Source organism: Aeromonas sp. HMWF016, from assembly GCF_963878195.1.
Lineage (GTDB): Bacteria > Pseudomonadota > Gammaproteobacteria > Enterobacterales > Aeromonadaceae > Aeromonas > Aeromonas lacus.
The window spans coordinates 67,197-86,440 of record NZ_CAWNWX010000017.1; the positions used below are offsets into that span (position 1 = coordinate 67,197).

Genomic DNA, 19,244 nt, shown 5'->3' on the forward strand with positions numbered 1-19,244 from the left:
CAACGAGAGCAGACCGACCGCCCCCAGCCCCCACGTCAGTAGCCGATGGCGGCGGCGCGGTTTGATGACGAGGGCGCTCTCCACCTCGGTGAAATCGTCCAGCTCGTCGAGGCGCTCGAAGCTCGCCTCCTCCAGCCGCTGGGCCGGTGCGGGCGGTCGCTCATCGCTGGCCACCGTCAAGGCAGGCTCAAGGATCACCTTGCCCTGCAGCGGCGGGCGCTCTTTTATCTGATCGTTCATCGCATTGTTCTCCTGTGCACAGCGTCCTGAGTGAAACACCGGGCTGCACACCGTTATTCGAGGTGATCCCCGAGCAGAAACTCCAGCGCCGCATCGAGCCGGATATGGGGCAGCGCCTGATGGGCGCTCATAGGCATGGGGCGAAACGCCTGAAAATCAAAGCCCTGATTGTTCCACCACTGCGCGGGGGGAATATGGGGCGGCACCTCACCCGGGAACAGCAACAGCGGCTCACCCGCGAGGCTGGTGCCACGGATGGCGGGGAACTCGCGGCCATTGGCCACCCCCTTGCCCACTTCGGTCGCCTTGATGGCGGCCAGCGCCAGACACTCGGTGGTGATCCCCTCAAAACGAGCCTGCCCGCGGCCACTGCGCACCAGATGCTGGAGCAGGGAAACCATGGGCGCATGCTGTTCGGGGGTGACGTGATCGGCCTTGCTCGCCACAAACAGCAGCTTGTCGATACGGGGCGAAAAGAGCCGCCGCCACCAGTTGCTCTTGCCGTAGGCAAAGCTCTCCATGATGCGGGCGATGGCCTGCTGCATGTCGCCAAAGCTGGCCGCCCCAGCGTTGAGGGGCTGCAGGCAATCCACCAGCACGATCTGGCGATCAAAGCCGGCAAAGTGCTGCTCATAAAAACCCTGCACCAGATGCTGTTTGTACTGCTCGAAGCGCTGCTTGAGGGTGGCGTAGAGGGTGCCATCGGCGGGTTCGCCGGTGGGCATCTCCCACACCCAGGGGACAAACTGCAGCATGGGGGCACCGGCATACTCCCCCGGCAAGACGAAGCGGCCGGGCTGGATCAGGTGCAGCCCCAGCTCTTGTTTGCAGGCGTGCAGATAGGCGGTGTAACGCTCGGCCAGCTCAGCCACCTGTCGCTCGGCAAAAGGTTGCATTGCCTGCCACCCGGGGGTCAACCAGCCGGCGGCGAGCGCCTGCAGCTCGGGGCGACGCAGCTGCTCGCGCACCTGTTCGCTCCACTGCTCGTAGCTCATCTCAAGGAGCGGCAAGTCGAGCAGCCACTCCCCGGGATAGTCCACCAGATCCACGTAGAGGGTGGAGATCTCCCCCAGATGCTTGCGCAGGGGGTGACGGGTGCGATAGCGAATTTCGAGGCGCACCTCAGCCACGCCGCGGGTGGGCTCGGGCCAGGCCGGCGGATCGCCAAACAGGGAGTCGAGGCCACGCTCGTAGGCAAAGGTGGGGATGTGAGCATTTTGCTGCGGTACCCGGCGCGCACCGAGAATGCGTCCCTGACGCAGGGCATCCCACAATGGCAAACGGCCGTCGATGGCCGCGTGTTCCAGCTGGTTGACCAGCGCCGTGATAAAGGCGGTCTTGCCGCTGCGAGAGAGGCCGGTCACCGCCAGCCGGATATGGCGATCCCGCACCCGGTTCACCACGTCGTTCGCCTTGCTCTGCAAGCGAGTCAACTTCTGTTCCAGTTTATTGAGTATCAAGGCTTGACCCGTTCTCCCTTGGTGGTTGCATCCGGCGTGGTTGGCCATGCGAGAGGTCGACCGCTTATCCACGTCTGGATAGTTGGCGTCGATGGTGGATCATCACAGAAGGCTCCACCATCGACATTGAGTGCTTCAGCAGGAACTACAGCTTGCGAAATTCCCGCTGCAGGGTGAACTCGCGGGAGGTCACCAGCTTCTCGATGCGCTGAACTCTGGGCTCCAGCGCGTCAAGTTCCTGCGCGACACGGCTCAGCGCCTGTTGGGGGGTGACACCCGCCTGCCAGCTGCGCGCCTTCATCCGCACCTCGGCAAAGTCGGCATCCTCGTGGGAATAGAGGGTAACCGGCTTTTTGTCGAGCAAGAACCAGGCGGCGATATAGGCGGTGAAGGTGATGAAACCGGCGAAGATGAGGCCACTGATGGCCAGCAGCCGCACGATCCAGGTCTCCACCCCGAAGTACTCAGCCAAACCGGCGCAGACCCCGGCAATCTTGCCCTGCCGGGGATCGCGATAGAGGTTGCGCCCCTCACGACTTACACTGCTCATACCTTGTTCCTCCAGCCCGGCACTTCCGCATCCAGAATTGATTCCAGTGCACCCACTCGCTCCTGCATCTTTTCGGTACGGGCCAGCAACCCTTGCAGCTGTTCCCGCTCGCTATCGGCGAGACCGGCGCCCATCCGCCCCTTGGCCCGGTAGTGCAGCACCAGCCAGATGGGTGCCACCACCACCATGAAAACCACCATGGGAACCATCAATACCCCCAGCAGACTCTCCATCGTTTACTCCCCCTGCTGGCCGTCACGCTGACCCAGCTTTTGGCGCATCGCCTCCAGCTCTTTGCTTATCTGATCGTCCACTTCCAGCTCGGCGAACTGCTGCGCCAGCGCCTTGTCGGACTGACCCAGATCGGCGCGGGCCTCCATCTCGTCGATGCGACGCTCCATCCGCTCGAACTTGCTCACCACCGCCTGACTGTCACCACGGGCAACCTGGCTCTGCACGTTGAGACGGCTGCTGGCCGCTTCGCTGCGAATGGCCATCGCTTTCTGGCGAGCACGGGCATCTTCCAGCTTGGCTTCCAGCTGGCGGATCTCTTCACCCAACTTCTCGATGCCGCTGTCGACCGCCTGCTGCTCGCGGTAGAGAGTCTCTGACAACTCGCTCTGTTTCTTCTTCTCGATAAGGGCGGCGCGGGCCAGATCTTCACGCCCCTTGGTCAGGGCCAGCTCGGCCTTGGCCTGCCACTCGTCGACCCGATCCTGATGGCGGGCGACCTGACGGCCAATCTCTTTCTGGCTGGCGAGGAAGCGGGCCAGATTGGAGCGCTCCTTGACCAGCTCATCCTCCATCTCCTGAATGATCAGACGCACCATTTTCTGGGGATCTTCTGCCTTGTCGAGCAGGGCCGTCAGGTTGGAATTGATGATGTCGGCCAGACGGGAAAAAATACTCATGATTGCACTCCTGTTAATGGCATGGCGTTGTTTCTCCATTGACAATGGCAACTTGTGTGCCAATCTGGAGCGAAATTTAACTTGTTGATTTATATGGGGCTGCTTTGCCCCGTTTCAAGAGATGCCATGCAAGTGGTGATAAAAATCACCAACTTTTGGTAAGATTGACCAGCTTTAACAACCGACAGGGATCACTATGACCACGGCCACGGAAAGCCTGCTGGGGGAATCCAACGCATTCCTCGAGATCATCGAGCAGGCCTCACGGCTCGCCCCGCTGCGCAAACCCGTGCTGATCATCGGTGAGCGGGGAACGGGCAAGGAGCTCATCGCCCACCGCCTACATTATCTCTCGGCGCGCTGGGATCAAAGCTTTGTCACCATCAACTGCGCCACCTTGAGCGAGAGTCTGCTGGAGACCGAGCTGTTCGGTCACGAGGCGGGCTCCTTTACCGGCGCGGCCAAGCGCCATCAGGGGCGCTTCGAGCGGGCCGATGGCGGCACCCTGTTTCTCGACGAGCTGGCAACCACCAGCGCCCGGGTGCAGGAGAAACTGCTGCGGGTCATCGAGTATGGCGAGTTCGAGCGGGTGGGTGGCGCCAAGCCCCTTAAGGTGGATGTGCGGTTGGTCTGCGCCACCAACGAGGATCTGCCGGCGCTGGCCGACAAGGGGCTGTTTCGCCACGATCTGCTGGATCGGCTCGCGTTTGATGTGATTACTCTCCCCCCCTTGCGGGAGCGGCGGGAAGATATCCTGATGCTGGCGGAGCACTTCGCCCACAGCATGACCCGGGAGCTGGGCTATCCGCTGTTTGCAGGCTTCTCGCGCAAGGCAACCCAGCTGCTGCAGGATTACCCCTGGCCTGGCAACGTGCGGGAGCTGAAAAACGTGGTGGAGCGCAGCATCTACCGCCAGGGTAACCCCCAGTTGCCGCTGGCCGAGCTGGTGATTAATCCGTTTGATTCCCCTTGGCGGCCCGTAGCCGCTCGCAGTCAGGAGAGTAAAAGTGAGCCGCAAGGTGTGACAAACGGGGCGTTGCCGCTCGATCTCAAGCAGGCGGTGGCGGAGTTCGAGATTAATTTACTCAAGCAGGCGATGCAGCAATCCCAGTATAATCAGCGCAAAGCCGCCCAACTGCTGGCCTTAAGCTATCACCAGTTTCGTGGCATGCTACGCAAGTATCAGCTGCAGGATGGCGACAACGATACGGAACAAGACCAGAAAGAGTCCGGTTGACACCGGCACCAACAAAGCCAGCACAGTGCTGGCGTATTCATATAAAAACAGATGCGTATCAAAAACATGGTTCAACAATGAGAATGCTCACACCCTTGCTGCTCGGTCTGCTGGTTCTGCTCACCGGCTGCAACAAGCAATCCGAAGCTTCCAAGACCGGACTCATCTACTGCGCTGAGGGCTCTCCCCTCTCCTTCAACCCCCATGTCTCCAACACCGGGGTTACGCTGGATGCCAGCGCTCGTCCGCTCTACGACCGTCTGCTGGAGGTTAACCCCAATACTCTGGCACTGGAGCCGGCGCTCGCCACCAACTGGCATGTCAGCGAGGATGGCCTCACCTATACCCTGACCCTGCGCAAGGGGGTGAGTTTCCACCACACCCCCTGGTTCAAGCCAAGCCGACCCCTCAATGCCGATGACGTGGTCTTTACCTACGCCCGTCAACTCGACGATCACCATCCCTATCACAACGTCTCCGGCGGCGACTACCCCTTCTTCTACAGCCTGGGGCAGGATCAGCTGATCAAGCGGGTCTACAAGAAGGGGCCGCAGCAGGTGGTGTTCGAGCTGAACCAGCCGAACGCCTCTTTCCTCGCGACCCTGGCCAGCGACTATGCAGTGATCCTCTCAGCCGAATACGCCGAGCAGATGCTCAAGGCGGGAACCCCGGCGCTGCTCGATACCCGTCCCATCGGCACCGGCCCGTTTAGCTTCAAGGAGTATCGCCACAACGAGTTCATCCGCTATCTGCGCCATCCCGGCTACTGGAACGGCCCGGCCCGGATCGAGCAGCTGGTGTACGACATCACCCCGCGCTCTTCCAAACGGCTGGCCAAACTGCTGACCGGCGAGTGCGACGTGATGAGCACTCCTGCCGCCAGCCAGCTCTCGGTGATCAAGCAACATCCCGACCTCAGCCTGTCGGTACAATCGGGGATGAACGTGGCATTTTTGGCCCTCAATACCCGCAAGCCGCCGTTCAACAACGTCAAGGTCCGTCAGGCCATCGCCAGCACCATCAATATCGACAACCTGTTGCAGGCGGTCTATTTCGATACCGGCCTGCCCGCCAACAGCCTGCTGCCACCGCTCTCGTGGGGCTATAACCCCAGCCTGCCAATGCGCAAGCCCGATCTGGCGCTGGCCCGCAAGCTGCTTAAGGAAGCAGGGCTCGAGAAGGGATTCGAGATGCAGGTGCTGGTGCAACCTGATGCCAGACCCTACAACCCGGATGCGCTCAAGACCGCCCAGTTGATGCGAAGCGATCTGGCCAAGGTGGGCATCAAGCTCAAGATCGTCCAGCAGGCGTGGCCCGTCATCGAGAAACGCCTGGCCGCCGGTCAGTACGACAGCCTGCTCTCCGGCTGGATCGCCGACAACGCCGACCCGGACAACTTCTTCCGCCAGCTGCTGAGCTGCTCGGCGGTCGAGCGGGGCAACAACTACAGCCGCTGGTGCAGCCCGGCGTTCGACCAGCTGCTGGACGATGCAGTCACCACGCCCCAGCTGGCATTCCGGCTGCGCAATTACTACTACGCCCAGACCCTGCTCAACGAGCAGCTGCCCCTCATTCCGCTGGCCCATGCCCTGCGCACCCAGGTCAGCCGCAGTGACATTGAAGGGCTGATCCTGATGCCCTTTGGCGGCACCTCCTTCAATCAGGCTCACCGGGAGTAAGCATGCTTTTATACACCTTGCGTCGCATCAACCTGCTGCTCATCACCCTGCTGGCCCTGACCTTTGTCGCCTACCTACTGGACTATCGCCTGCTCGGCCATCAGATGAGCTTCTGGAGCGGCTACCCCGACTTCCTGCGCCACATTCTGGCCGGGGATCTCGGCCTCTCGAGCGTCTCCGGTCTGCCGGTGCTGGACGAAATTCGCCACTACTTCCCGGCGACCCTGATCCTCTGTCTGGCCGCTTTCACCATCTCGCTGCTGGTGGGGATCCCGCTCGGTACCCTGGCCGCCCTGTCACAGGGCAAGCCGCTGGATCTCTCCATCATGACCGCCGGCCTCATCGGCTATGCGGTGCCGGTATTCTGGCTGGCGCTGCTGGTGGTGATGTTCTTTTCCCTCGATCTCGGCTGGCTGCCGGCATCGGGACAGATCAGCCTGCTCTATGATGTGCCTCCCATCACCGGCATCGCCGTCATCGACGTGCTGCTGAGTCAGGAGCCCTGGCGTCAGGCGGCGCTGCACGATGCCCTGCGCCACCTGATCCTCCCCTCGCTGGTGCTGGCGGTGGTACCCACGACCGAGGTGATCCGCCATGTGCGCAGCTCGCTCATCGACGTGATGAAGCAGAACTACATCAGGGCGGCAGCGAGCCGTGGCCTCTCCAAGTGGCAGATCGTCTGGCGCCATGGCCTGAAAAACGCCCTGCCCCCGGTACTGCCTTTGCTCGGTCTGCAACTGGGCAGCGTGCTCACCTCTGCCATGATCACCGAGGTGGTGTTCGAGTGGCATGGCATCGGCCGCTGGCTGGTCAGCAGCATCGCCCTGCAGGATTATGCCGCCATTCGCGGCGCGACCCTGGTCATCGCCAGTTTCGTCATCCTGATCAGTGTCAGCACCGAGCTGCTCACAACCCTTATCTATCCGGCACGGCGCAAAGAGCTTTATGCCAAACAAGATTGAACGCGCTCATGGCGTGACCAGGAGCCAGGTACCCTATGCAAGATAAATCGAACATCTATCCCGAACTCAAGATCCTCTCGCCCCTGGAGCAGACGTGGGCCTCCTACAGCCGCAATCCGCTTGCCATGGCCGGACTGTGGGGCTTTTTGCTGCTGCTGATCATCACCCTGTTCGGCCCGCTGGTGGTGCCCTACGGCATTGATGAGCAGCATGCCGAGCATCTGCTGCTGGCCCCCTCCTGGGCCAACAACGGCAATATCGACTTCTTCCTCGGCACCGACGATCTGGGACGGGATATCCTCTCCCGCTTGGTGGTCGGCGCGCGGCTCACCTTCGGCTGCGCCCTTATCGTGGTGGTGATCGCCATGGTGGTGGGTTCTGCCATCGGCATCCTCGGCGGCATGAGCAAGGGGCTCAAATCGAGCGTGCTGCACCATCTGCTCGATACCCTGCTCTCCATCCCCTCCCTGCTGATGGCCATCATCATGGTCGCCATCATGGGGCCGGGCCTTGGCAACACCCTGATCGCCATCACCCTCGCGCTGATCCCGCCGTTTATCCGGGCTACCTACAACGCGGTGCATGCCGAGATGCAGAAGGAGTACATCATCGCCAGCCGACTCGATGGTTCGCCCCCCTTGCGGATCATGCGGCTGGCCATTTTGCCCAATATCGTCGAGACCCTGGTGGCCCAGACCACCCGCACCCTCTCGGCCGCCATCCTCGATATCTCCGCGGTCGGTTTTCTCGGTCTCGGCGCCCAGACGCCCCAGTCGGAGTGGGGAGCCATGCTGGCTGACTCGAGCGATCTCATCTATCTCGCCCCCTGGACCGTCACCCTGCCCGGCATCGCCATTCTGTTCAGCGTGCTGGTGACCAACCTGGTTGGTGAGGGCATCCGCGAAGCGCTCAAAGAGGGGAATGACTGATGCCGTTGCTAGATATACGCAATCTCACCATCGAGATCGACACACCGCAGGGCAAGGTGAAGGCGGTAGACAAGGTGAGCCTCACCCTTAACGAGGGGGAGATCCGCGGACTGGTCGGCGAATCCGGCTCGGGCAAGAGCCTGATCGCCAAAGTGATCGTCGGCATCGAAAAGGATAACTGGACAGTGCGCGCCGACCGGATGCGCTTCAACGACATGGATCTGCTGACCATGGCGCCCCGCGAGCGACGCCGCATTATGGGCCGCGAGATCGCCATGATCTTCCAGGATCCCATCAGCTGTCTTGACCCCTCCGAGGAGATCGGCACCCAGCTGGAAGAGGCGATCCCGACCGATTCGTTCGAGGGGCAGTTCTGGCAGCGCTTCCAGTGGCGCAAGAAGCGGGCTATCGCCCTGCTGCACCGGGTCGGGGTCAAGGATCACCGCAAGGTGATGCGCGCCTATCCTCATGAGCTGTCGGATGGCATGTGCCAGAAGGTGATGATCGCCATGGCGATTGCCAACCAGCCGCGCCTGCTGGTGGCCGACGAACCTACCAGCGCCATGGAGTCCACCACCCACTCCCAGATCCTGCGGCTGCTGGACAAGATGAACAAGCTGGGCAACACCACCATCCTCATCATCAGCAACGACATCGCCGCCATCGCCAACCTGACTGACACCATCAACGTGATGTACTGCGGCCAGATGGTGGAGGTGGGCACCCGCGAGCAGATCCTGGAGACGCCGCATCACCCCTATACCGATGCGCTGCTCAAGTCGATCCCCGACTTTGACAAGCTGGTGCGCCACAAGTCGCGCCTCGAAACCCTGCCCGGCGTCATCCCGCCGCTGCAGCACCTGCCCATCGGCTGCCGGCTCGGCCCCCGCTGCCCCTATGCCCAGAAGCAGTGCGTGCAGACCCCGGTGATGAACAAGGTGAAGGGACACCAGTTCAGCTGCCACTTCCCGCTGAACATGGAGGAGCCGAAAAAATGATGACCAGTAACGCACCCGCCAGAGAGGCACATGTGATTGAGCCCTCCCTGCTGCAAGTGAGGGGTCTGAGCAAAACCTACCAGAACCGCACCGGCCTGTTCCGTCGTCAGGCCGTTGAGGCAATCAAGCCCCTCTCGTTTGACCTTGAAGTGGGCCAGACCCTCGCCATCGTCGGCGAAGCAGGCTCCGGCAAGAGCACCCTGGCCCGCATTCTGGCCGGGATGATCGAACCCACCAGCGGTGACATCGCCATCGACGGCCAGCTGATGGTGCACGGGGATTACCAGACCCGCTGCAAGCTGCTGCGGATGATCTTTCAGGATCCCAATACCTCACTGAACCGCAAGATCCGGGTCGGCCAGATCCTGGAGACGCCGCTGCGCCTCAACACCGAAATGACCGAAGAGGAGCGCCGCGAAAAGGTGGTGCAGACCCTGCGCATGGTGGGCATGCTGCCCGATCACGCCCTCTTCTACCCGCAGATGCTCTCCTCCGGTCAGCAGCAGCGGGTCGCACTGGCCCGGGCGCTTATTCTCAACCCTAAAATCGTGGTGGCCGATGAAGCGCTCACCACTCTGGATATCTCGGTACGCTCCCAGATCATCAACCTGCTGCTGGAGATGCAGGAGACCATGGGGCTGAGCTATGTGCTGGTTGCCAACGATTTGGGCATCGTCAGCCATATCAGCGACGAGGTGCTGGTAATGCATGAAGGGCGGGTGGTGGAGCGCGGCAAGACCCTCAAGGTGTTTGCCGATCCCCAGCACGAGGTGACCCGACGCCTTATCCAGAACTACAACAACGAATACCGCAAATAGAGAGGCGCTGGCCGCCTCCCTTGCCACTGTGTTTCGCCGTTCTGACGCGGCGGGATCAAAAAAGCCCACTGCATGCAGTGGGCTTTTTGTTATCGGAGTTGCAGCTTAGGCTTGCAGCAGCAGGCGGTTAATGCGGGAGACGAAGCTCGCCGGATCGTTCAGCCCGCCCTGTTCGGCCAGCTGGGCCTGTTCATGCAGCAGGGTGACCCACTCGCCAAACAGCGCCTCATCAGCGATGGTGTCGAGCTTCTTAACCAGCGCGTGGTCGGGGTTGAGCTCCAGAATGTACTTCTGCTCCGGCACCGGCTGACCAGCGGCGCGCATCAGCTTGATCATCTGGGTGCTCATGCCGTGGGCATCGGTGACGATGCAAGAGGGTGAATCGGTCAGGCGGTGAGTGACGCGCACCTCTTTCACCGCTTCGCCGAGGCTCTTCTTGACCCGCTCAACCAGACCGGCGTTAGCTTTTTCGGCCTCCTCCTGCGCCTGCTTGGAGGCTTCATCTTCCAAATCGCCGAGATCCAGTTCGCCACGGGTGACGGAGATGAGCTGCTTGCCGTCGAACTCGGTCAGGTGGCTCATCAGCCACTCGTCCACACGCTCCCACATCAGCAGCACTTCGACGCCCTTCTTGCGGAAGATCTCGAGGTGCGGGCTGTTCTTGGCAGCGGCATAGGAGTCGGCGGTGATGTAGTAGATCTTCTGCTGACCTTCCTTCATGCGGCCAACGTAATCCTCGAGAGAGACGGTCTGGGCTTCGCCCTCGCCAGCGGTGCTGGCAAAGCGCAGGAGCTTGGCGATCTCTTCGCGGTTGGCGTAATCCTCGGCCGGGCCCTCTTTGAGCACATTGCCGAACTCGCTCCAGAACTTGGCGTACTTCTCGGCATCATCCTTGGCCAGCTTGGAGAGCATGGTCAGGACGCGCTTGGAGCAAGCCTTGCGCAGAGAGGCGGTCACCTTGTTGTCCTGCAGGATTTCACGGCTGACGTTGAGCGGCAGATCGTTGGAGTCCAGCACCCCTTTGACGAAGCGCAGGTAGGTCGGCATAAACTGCTCGGCGTCATCCATGATGAAGACGCGCTGCACGTAGAGCTTCAGACCGTGCTTCTGCTCGCGGTTGTAGAGGTCAAACGGTGCGCGGGCCGGTACGTAGAGCAGGCTGGTATACTCCTGCGCCCCTTCCACCCGGTTGTGACCCCACAGCAGCGGATCTTCGAAGTCGTGAGCGACGTGCTTGTAAAACTCCTGATACTCCTCGTCCTTGATATCTTTCGGGTTACGGGTCCACAGTGCGGTCGCGCGGTTGACCTGCTCCCACTCGCCCGGGGTCCCGACGATGGTTTCACCATCTTCTTCGCGATCCGGGGTGCCCTCTTTGTACATCTCGACCGGCACGCTGATGTGGTCGGAGTATTTGCTCACCACGGAGCGCAGACGCCAGTCGTCGAGGAACTCGTCCTCTTCGGCACGCAGGTGCAGGATAACGTCAGTACCGCGGCCGGCTTTGGTCACGTCAGCCACGGTGAAGGAGCCTTCGCCTTCCGATTCCCACTGCACGCCCTGCTCCGGAGCGGTACCGGCGGCGCGGGAAACCACGGTCACCTTGTCGGCAACAATAAAGGCGGAGTAGAAACCGACCCCGAACTGACCGATCAGCTGGGAGTCACGGCCCTGATCGCCGGAGAGGTTTTTGAAAAATTCGGCGGTGCCGGACTTGGCGATGGTACCCAGGTGCTCAATCACCTGATCACGGGTCATACCGATCCCGTTATCGGAGATGGTCAGGGTACGCTGCTCTTTGTCCACCACCAGGCGCACACGCAGCTGGCCGTCGTTTTCGAACAAAGAGGCATCGGAAAGCGCCTTGAAGCGCAGCTTGTCCGCCGCATCGGAGGCGTTGGAAATCAGCTCGCGCAGGAATACTTCTTTGTTGGAGTAGAGGCTGTGAGCCATCAGGCTCAGCAGTTGTTTGACTTCAGTCTGAAAGCCGTGGGTTTCGGCATGAACACTTTGGGTCATGGACCAATCCTCAGAAACATCGGGTTGAACATACGCCCAACCTAGATGGGGACAGCGATCCAAATATCAAGGGGGCGAATATGCAATCCTGCTCATTCGCCCCCCTTTTTCCATTCAACTGCCGATTTTCTGATCAAGCCACAATGATACAGCCCTATCCCTCCCCCTTATTTGAGGCGCTGACGCCCCATCAGGGAGTGGGAGAGCGTGGTGCCATCCACCAGCTCCAGCTCGCCCCCCACCGGCACGCCATGGGCGATGCGGCTCACCTCCACCCCGGCAGCTCGGGCCATATCAGCGATATACCAGGCGGTGGCATCCCCCTCGATGGTGGGGTTGGTGGCGAGGATCAGTTCGCTGATCGCCTCATCCTTCAGGCGGCGCTCCAGAATATCGAGCCCCAGCTCCTCGGGGCCGATACCATCTAGCGGGGAAAGATGGCCCATCAGCACGAAGTAACGACCGGAGAACTGGCCGGTCTGCTCGATGGCGGCCACATCCGCCGGGCTCTCCACCACACAGAGCAGACCGTTCTCTTCCCGCTTGGGATTGGCGCAAATATCGCAGCGATCATTCTCGGTAAAGGTGCGGCAGTGGCTGCAGTGGCCAATCTCGGTCAGGGCGCGGGAGAGCAGCTGGGCCAACCGCAAGCCACCGCTGCGCTCGCGCTCAAGCAGGGTAAAGGCCATCCGCTGCGCCGATTTGGGCCCTACCCCTGGCAGCACCTGCAGGGCTTTCATCATCTCGTCGAGCAGGGGACTGAATTTCATAACACACCTCATACTGGCCAACCCGCACCACTCTCTGGATAACCGCGGGTCAGCTGAACTGGATAACGCAACTGGCGCAGGACTATACCCGAGCCCGCGCCAGCGCGCTATCCGATGAGGTTGAAAACCTCCTGGAGTATCAGGAAGACGCGGATAATCCGAGAGGTGTAGAGCTGACCCCCCCCCCATCGCCAGTAATGATTCTGGTTGCACGAGTTATTCATGACATGGTAACGAACCAGAAGACAGGGAAGCAGTAGTGAGCTACGAATACGACCCACTTTGTGAGGTGCCACTCAGGCTCTCTTCGGCTGGATAGGTGACCAGCAGGATCAGCTTGTCGCGCTGCGACAGGGTATGTGGCAAAGGATATTCACCCTGTTGACCCTGACGAAATTGGATTGAAGTCAACTGCTAAACTCGCGCCAGCTACTTACTTCATGAACCTCATAGGTACCCAGATATGGATATATTAGCTTCAGCACTTTGTCAGATTCACCAGGCAGACAATATATATTGATGAAACCGTGCACATCTCTAGAAAAAAGAGTAATGCACTCTTTCTCTTTGAAGATCTTCATTACGCCATGACCTGTTGAAAATAGAGCAACATCCTCAATAATCTTTGGCCTCATATCCTTTATTTTCCAAGCCAGCAGAGCACTTGCACCTGCGCCGATAAAGGCGGCAGGGCCAAGCAGGCCTGCTGCCAGAATGCAGGCAATGCAGCCAAACCATCCTACACCACGCATGACGGTAAAGGCGATCTCTGGAATATCATCCCGCTCGGTGTAGTAGATACCTTTGGCCGTAACATGGTAGTGGTAGATTTTATTGGCATTTATCAAATAACGGGAATAGAAAACCCATATTATACCTAGGCAATAGAGTATGTTTGACATCGGATTAAAAATACTGACATCACCATCTCTCAACGGAAAGTAGAGACCAAACAACATACCAGCAATACCGGCACCAAGACCAGAGTACCAAGCAATCGGACTCTGATAATTAATTTTCCATTGATACAGTACTGGTTCTTGTTGCAGTGCCTGATATTGTTCCGCGATATAGCGAAACAGGGGTTCCCCTGAACCGGGTGGATGAGTTTCTACTTGTGCGTTATTCATTGCTTCATCTCGATCAATATGCCTTTTACCGGCAAGGTAGCATCTGTTTCTGCGGTGAGTACAGCACCAAGGGCAAGGGATCCACGGATCATAAATCGTTGTGCTGTGCCACTCAGGCTCTCTTCGGCTGGATAAGTGATCAGCAGGATCAGCTTGTCGCCCTGCGTCAGGGTATGTGGTAAACGATATTCGCCCCGCCCCCCCTGACCAGTTGGCAGCGGTAGCGCTTGGGGGGATCCGTGAACCGGCACTGCCGCCGGGTAACTGCCACTTGGATTGGCCTGATAACTTATACGCTGGACGCCCGCCTGCAAGGTCATTTTGCTGATATGTGCCGGCAGACGGATCACCAGCTCCCCTCCTTTTTCATCCATCGCCACTTCCGGGGCATGGGCCAGTCGCTCATATTCCCCCAGCTCGACGGCGGGTGTCCAGCCTGCAGGTTTAGTACCCCAGGTCGATTGCAGCAACCAACGCTCAATGGGAGTACGGCCAAAACGGGCCAATAACCAGGTTGAAAGTAGATAGGCGACACCACCGATAGCAATAAATGCCATCATCCACGGAGCCCAGATTACACCGATAGCAGCTCCTAAACCCAATTGAATTAGAGCTCCTGCTGCTGCAAAACCTTGGGCTACAATACCTAATGCTTTCAGGTAGTAAGCAAACTGCTCCGTATCAGAGTTCGTTGGGTCTTCCGTTTTCCCCCATGTTTCCGCAAATTCCAGCGAGGCCGCTACCAAGCCCAACCCCGCCATAGCCCCCATCGAGAGCGCAAAGCGACGGGCGAGTTGCACAGAGTGCTGCGAACCAACTTGAGCAAGGCTCTTTCTCAATAAACTCTCTTTAACGATCTCACCATATGCCCTGCCCTGATAGACCCCCGCAATGGCACTGCCAGTCCAGGCGGCGGTATAGGTCACGGCACGATCCAGATCGGCCAACGCCTTGGGGTTGCCCGTGACTTTTAAACGGTTCTCCTGATAGTGATCCAGGGTTGAAACGAGATTGGTCATATTGACCAGTGCGGCCAGCCCCCCAAAGTTGCCCCAGCTATCCCACACCTTGCCAGCCTGTCCTGCAGCAGCTACGCCCCCCTGACGCAATAGTGCCTGATAGCGAGCTACATTGGCTTCAAACTCAGTCTGCTTACCCTCAAGGAGCAACAGACGGGGCCAGCGGGCACGTTGCAACTGCTGGCCAGCTTGTCCCAGCTCTTGCGTTTGACGAGGGGTGATCGATTGCCCTGGGGTACCCAACTGGCGACTCAGCATACCGGCCGCCTCGCGTTGGTGTTGTAGCCACGCCTTAGCTTCGGTTTTGAATTCCTTGTTAAAGCGCACCGCTTGCCCGGTATGCACCGCTTCAAGGGCGGCTGCCGCCACCCAGGCAGCGCTGGATTGGCCCTTGAGCAGCAGAGGATGCAGCACCATGGTCAGCCGCTCCCACGCCTGCATGGCCGGACCGGTGATGGCTTGATGAAGGGCATCCATAGTGGCCTTGGCCGAGGCCCCCAAACCGGCAAATAGTTTGCTATTGAGCATGCGCTCTTCATCTGCCAGCCCGCTCCAGCCGGCAGCAGCGTTAGCCCCTGCCGTACTGTTGCTGATATTGAGCCAAGGGGTCTGTGCAACCAGCTCCTCTTTCACCGCCGCATCGAACCCGTAATAAGCCAATGCAGGAAGAGCCCCTTTTTGAAGAATTTTTTGCAACACCGCAGCTCGTTTCTTATCGGCACTCATCATCTGGCCAGTCGACAACCACTCCAGCTGACAGGTAATCAGGTAGGTTTGCCCTGCTTGAGTTTGGCTATCAACCCCGAGTAACAAAGGGTTGGCAGGTAATACAGCCAGTCCGGTCAAGGCATCATCGCAGGTAGATACCCAACGTTGGCGAAGCTTGTCTTGCAACGGCTGATGTTGAGCAATGAATGCTTCCAGCTCTTGCCAACGAACCACATCCTGATAGCGATACTCACCCCATTTTTGGGCCAAATCAGGTGCCGGTTTATACCCTTGCAGAGCTGCCAAGGTCTGGGCTGCTCTAACTTCAAGCGCTTTGGCAATTGCTGGCGTACTGGCTGCTACTGGTGGGGCCTGCATAAACTTGCGTCGTTCCCACTCCGTAGAGGTATAAGCCAGCAAGCTCTTTTTAAAGCGGAAAGTTGCCAACCTGTTGCCTCTTATGGCTACCGGCAGCTTTTGCTCATCGACAGGCGGTAGCCCCACCATTTCAGTAATACCAGCCATGTTCCACTTGTGACGCGCCGTCCCATCACTGAACGGGTTTTCCAACCGAGCCCATACATTACCCTGATGCAACGTTAAATCGTTCATATCAGAGACCAGATCATCCAGCGCCACAACAACAGCACTTTTCTGATCAGGTATGCCAGTTTTGCTTGCGTCAGGTGAGCCCGCCGGCTTCACTTGCCAGAGCAATCCGGGCTTAACCCCCGTTGGTGCCTTGAGAGGAGCGCAGCTGTCGACGAATCCCTCGTTGGGCAACCCCATGTCGGCCACGTGAGTAGAGAGCAAATCCAATAATCCCGCATGCTCGCCCCCCATCTTGCTGGCCAGCGAGAGCAGATTGAACGAGCGCATCCCTTTGCTGCGCAGGCCGCTCTCTTTGCGATACGCCTTTTTCAGCCGCTCGGTCCAGCGCTGATGGGAGAAGGCCATCGCCACCTTGTGGTTGGCCGGATAAAGCAGATGCCCCTTGCTACCCTTGCTCTCGTGAATAAATTGGCTGCCTTTGACCTCATACTCATCGAGAATTTTTGTTTTTTCATCAAAGACATAGAGCCAACCATCGCGCAGTTGGCGCAAAGTGTAGGGAGTTGCCTTTAGAGCCAAGGCGCCCTTGAACCCTTTCGATGGCAAGGGATGAGGTTGTGTGGCTGGCGCGTCAAAGAGCTCATCCAGAGCATAACGCACCGGCACCAGAGCAATCTCTTTGTTTTTAAAAGGGCAAGTGCCAACCGGACTTTTGCAATCCTTGTTGCCGGCAGCGTCAGCTGCTTGATTCGGGGTGCTCATGAGGTTCTTTCCTGTGCAATGACATGTTGCTCTGCCCAGCTGGCAGCTTGTTCAACACGTTGTGACGGGGTCTGTGCCGAGGGGGTAGTCAACAGCCTAGTCACGATCGGATAGGCATCGCCCTGCCACCATGACTCACCCAAAAATCCCAACACATTGAAAAACAGCAGCAAGTCGCGTTCGGTCTGAAATCCAAGTTGATAAGCCTGCTCGGCCCAGCGGGCAATCCAGTTCTGCGGATCACTCTGCTGCGCCAATCGGGCAGGAAACCAGTGCGCCATGTGGTGATAAGTTGCATCCAGCTGGTGTTGCCAGCTCACGTCGCTCAAACGTGCCCACTGTGCATCGGTCAGTCTGCATGTATCGCCAATCGGCTCGGCAAGTGCCTCTTTGACCTGCCAATGGAGCCAACCTGTACGGGTTGGCAGCCAGACCTGTGTGATCCCTCGCCAATACCAGGGATCCGCATCTACCAATAGACATGCCATGGTTTCCGGCGCTGCCAGTTTGAGCAGAATACGGCTACCGTAGGGACTTTCGACCTCGATAAGCTGGCGCAACTGGTCAGCCAGCGGCAAAAGGGACAAAGGGGATGAAAGCAGCCATCCGGCATTGGCGGGCAGCGTCTGAAACCAACTGAGCAGGGGCTCGCTTGCCTCCACCAGACAGGGCGAGACCTCCCGCAGGCTATCCCATGGAGCGTAGAGATAGAGCGGCTGATAAGCCGGGCTGTCGCTGACCTCAAAGAGTTGGCGCTCAAGCTCGGGAAGCTGCCCGCCATCGAGCAGCAGATAGAGGTGCTCTCCTTTGGCCAAATCAAACTCGGGCAAAACCATTACTGGCTCTCCCCCTTGGCCAACTGTTCACAAATCTCACAGACCGGCTCTGCCGATTTGAGCGTGGCAATCTGGCGCACCGGATCCATAGGCACAGGGGGGGCAACAACCTCAACCGCACCGGGCTGGATCGGCATCTGACCCGCCCACCCTGAGCCCGAGCCGGGACTACCGCCGGAGTTCATCTTGATGGATCCACCGCTTAGCGTGACGCCACCGGAGTCGAGCTTCACAAAGCTGCCGCCCACCTTGAGGGTCAACTCGGCGCCGGCCTCCATGACGATCTTCATGCCAGCCTTGTGATGCACCTCCTGACCTGCATCAACCAGCAGGGATTGACCCAGCTTCTGGTGCATGGAGGTATCCACAGTCAGCGAATAGTCCGCCTTGATCTGGTCGCGTTTTTCACCCTCCACCGTCAGGTGGTCGTTGGCCTTGATGCGGGTCACCCGCTCGTTGTCGATATCACGGTGCTCATCGTGCTTGATATGCCAAGCCGCATCGTTCTCTATCAGCACATTCAGGTCTTTCTGACCGTGGATATAAATCTCTTCCTGTCCCGCCTGGTCTTCAAAACGCAGCTCGTTAAAGCCCTCGCCCTTGTGGGTCTCGGTACGCAGCACGGTGCGGGTCTTGTTGGCGGGCAGCTCGTAAGGTGGCCGGTTGGTGGCGTGGTAGGTGCGACCGGTCACGATAGGCTGGTCGGGGTCTCCTTCCAGAAACGAGACGATGACTTCGTGGCCGATACGCGGGATGGCCATCATACCGTACTGGCCACCGGCCCAGCCTTGGCTCACTCGCACCCAGCAGGAGCTCTGGTCGTTGGAGCTGCCATATCTGTCCCACGGGAACTGCAGCTTCACCCGGCCGTGCTCGTCGCAGTAAATCTCCTCGCCCTCGGGGCCCACCACCATGGCGATTTGCGGGCCATCCACCATCGGCTTGTAGGGCGCCTCGGGGCTGCCGATGCGAGCCCGCCAGGTGGTACTCGCTTTCACCACACCAAATTCGTTGTGGTAGACAGTCGGGCCGCTGCCACCCTCCTCTTCCAGCGCTTGGGGTTGCTCACCGATATGGCGGATATGGACGATTTGCCAGTCGGTGTTGAGGCTGCCGTTGGGGTGTTCGGTCAATGAAAAGTGCTGGCCCGGTAGCAACGCGGCGCTGTTGGATTTGCCACTGCCCGCCACCGCGTCATTGCGCAGTGCATCAAGCCGATGCTGGGCAAAGGCCTTGCCGCTGCCGTCCTGCTTGTAGCGGCCCGGGTAGTCGAAGTGCTGGTAGGTGTCGCGTTGATGCTCAAGCTCTGCCCCCATCTTCTTGTGGGAGAGACCATAAGCCGGGGTCTTGAAGCTGTAGTCCTTGAGCTCTACATCGCTTGGCCGTACCGCCTCGCGGTAGTGGAACTGGCGCACATAGGGGCCTTGTTCCAGCGAGCGGTTGCCGAGGTTGAAGAAAAGCTCGGGGCCATGGGTCAATGCTGCCGCGTCGTCGGCAAAGACGATGCGGTGTTTGCCTGCTTCAAACTCGTGGAAGTAGAACAAGCCCTCTTCAGCTGCGAGACGGTTGAGGAAATCGAGGTCGGTCTCCCGATACTGGACGCAGTATTCGCGCTGGGCGTGCTCGTTTTTCAGGGCAAAGGCGTAGTCAGTGATGCCGTGCTC

16 protein-coding genes and 1 pseudogene are annotated in these 19,244 nt (G+C 59.3%); 6 read left to right on the forward strand and 11 right to left on the reverse strand.

Features of this window, described 5'->3' with window-relative positions; translation table 11 throughout:
* The 5 genes and pseudogenes from AACS24_RS02015 to pspA all read right to left on the reverse strand — a co-directional run.
* A pseudogene (locus tag AACS24_RS02015) lies at positions 1-240 on the reverse strand (TIGR01620 family protein); the annotation flags it as partial.
* Between the two features lie 53 nt (positions 241-293).
* Entirely contained in the window at positions 294-1,700 is a 1,407-nt protein-coding gene (locus AACS24_RS02020; RefSeq protein ID WP_181364282.1) for a YcjX family protein, read from the reverse strand.
* 145 nt (positions 1,701-1,845) lie between these two features.
* Complete coding sequence (gene pspC, locus AACS24_RS02025; protein WP_181364283.1) at positions 1,846-2,250, reverse strand: envelope stress response membrane protein PspC; 405 nt, start codon at positions 2,248-2,250, stop codon at positions 1,846-1,848.
* The gene (gene pspB / locus AACS24_RS02030; RefSeq protein ID WP_108572205.1) at positions 2,247-2,483 is read right to left on the reverse strand and encodes an envelope stress response membrane protein PspB; all 237 of its coding nucleotides are present in this window, start codon (positions 2,481-2,483) and stop codon (positions 2,247-2,249) included. Before pspB ends, pspC begins: the two co-directional genes overlap by 4 nt.
* 3 nt (positions 2,484-2,486) lie before the next feature.
* Positions 2,487-3,161 carry a phage shock protein PspA gene (gene pspA, locus AACS24_RS02035; RefSeq protein ID WP_108572206.1) on the reverse strand — a complete coding sequence of 225 codons (675 nt, stop codon included), beginning with the start codon at positions 3,159-3,161 and terminating at the stop codon, positions 2,487-2,489.
* Between the two features lie 196 nt (positions 3,162-3,357).
* Between pspA and pspF the strand changes: the two genes are divergently transcribed.
* The 6 genes from pspF (at position 3,358) to AACS24_RS02065 (ending at position 9,784) form a co-directional block, all read left to right on the forward strand.
* Positions 3,358-4,398: a phage shock protein operon transcriptional activator gene (gene pspF / locus AACS24_RS02040; RefSeq protein WP_108572207.1), complete on the forward strand. Its 1,041-nt coding sequence runs from the start codon at positions 3,358-3,360 to the stop codon at positions 4,396-4,398.
* A gap of 83 nt (positions 4,399-4,481) precedes the next feature.
* Positions 4,482-6,077: an ABC transporter substrate-binding protein SapA gene (sapA, locus tag AACS24_RS02045; RefSeq protein ID WP_108572208.1), complete on the forward strand. Its 1,596-nt coding sequence runs from the start codon at positions 4,482-4,484 to the stop codon at positions 6,075-6,077.
* A gap of 2 nt (positions 6,078-6,079) precedes the next feature.
* Complete coding sequence (locus AACS24_RS02050) at positions 6,080-7,039, forward strand: ABC transporter permease (RefSeq protein ID WP_033114662.1); 960 nt, start codon at positions 6,080-6,082, stop codon at positions 7,037-7,039.
* A 35-nt stretch (positions 7,040-7,074) separates the two neighbouring features.
* A complete protein-coding gene (locus AACS24_RS02055) occupies positions 7,075-7,968 on the forward strand; it encodes an ABC transporter permease subunit (RefSeq protein ID WP_033114661.1) in 894 nt (297 codons plus the stop codon).
* Entirely contained in the window at positions 7,968-8,966 is a 999-nt protein-coding gene (locus tag AACS24_RS02060; RefSeq protein ID WP_041210364.1) for a peptide ABC transporter ATP-binding protein, read from the forward strand. The genes AACS24_RS02055 and AACS24_RS02060 overlap by 1 nt, the downstream gene beginning before the upstream one ends.
* A 32-nt stretch (positions 8,967-8,998) precedes the next feature.
* On the forward strand, positions 8,999-9,784 hold the full coding sequence (locus AACS24_RS02065; RefSeq protein WP_033114706.1) for a peptide ABC transporter ATP-binding protein: 786 nt from the start codon (positions 8,999-9,001) through the stop codon (positions 9,782-9,784).
* Positions 9,785-9,889: 105 nt separating this feature from the next.
* Here AACS24_RS02065 and htpG read toward each other — a convergent pair whose 3' ends face one another.
* The 6 genes from htpG to tssI form a co-directional block, all read right to left on the reverse strand.
* Entirely contained in the window at positions 9,890-11,803 is a 1,914-nt protein-coding gene (gene htpG / locus AACS24_RS02070; protein ID WP_108572209.1) for a molecular chaperone HtpG, read from the reverse strand.
* A 167-nt stretch (positions 11,804-11,970) separates the two neighbouring features.
* The gene (recR, locus tag AACS24_RS02075) at positions 11,971-12,573 is read right to left on the reverse strand and encodes a recombination mediator RecR (RefSeq protein ID WP_005346280.1); all 603 of its coding nucleotides are present in this window, start codon (positions 12,571-12,573) and stop codon (positions 11,971-11,973) included.
* A gap of 407 nt (positions 12,574-12,980) precedes the next feature.
* Positions 12,981-13,703 carry a hypothetical protein gene (locus tag AACS24_RS02080; RefSeq protein ID WP_108572210.1) on the reverse strand — a complete coding sequence of 241 codons (723 nt, stop codon included), beginning with the start codon at positions 13,701-13,703 and terminating at the stop codon, positions 12,981-12,983.
* Positions 13,700-16,744, reverse strand: a complete 3,045-nt coding sequence (locus AACS24_RS02085; RefSeq protein WP_108572211.1) for a toxin VasX — start codon at positions 16,742-16,744, stop codon at positions 13,700-13,702. The genes AACS24_RS02080 and AACS24_RS02085 overlap by 4 nt, the downstream gene beginning before the upstream one ends.
* On the reverse strand, positions 16,741-17,580 hold the full coding sequence (locus AACS24_RS02090; protein WP_108572212.1) for a DUF4123 domain-containing protein: 840 nt from the start codon (positions 17,578-17,580) through the stop codon (positions 16,741-16,743). The genes AACS24_RS02085 and AACS24_RS02090 overlap by 4 nt, the downstream gene beginning before the upstream one ends.
* Positions 17,580-19,244, reverse strand: a 1,665-nt coding sequence (tssI, locus tag AACS24_RS02095) for a type VI secretion system tip protein TssI/VgrG (RefSeq protein WP_258223054.1), incomplete at its 5' end; no start/stop codon positions are given. The genes tssI and AACS24_RS02090, both read right to left, overlap by 1 nt.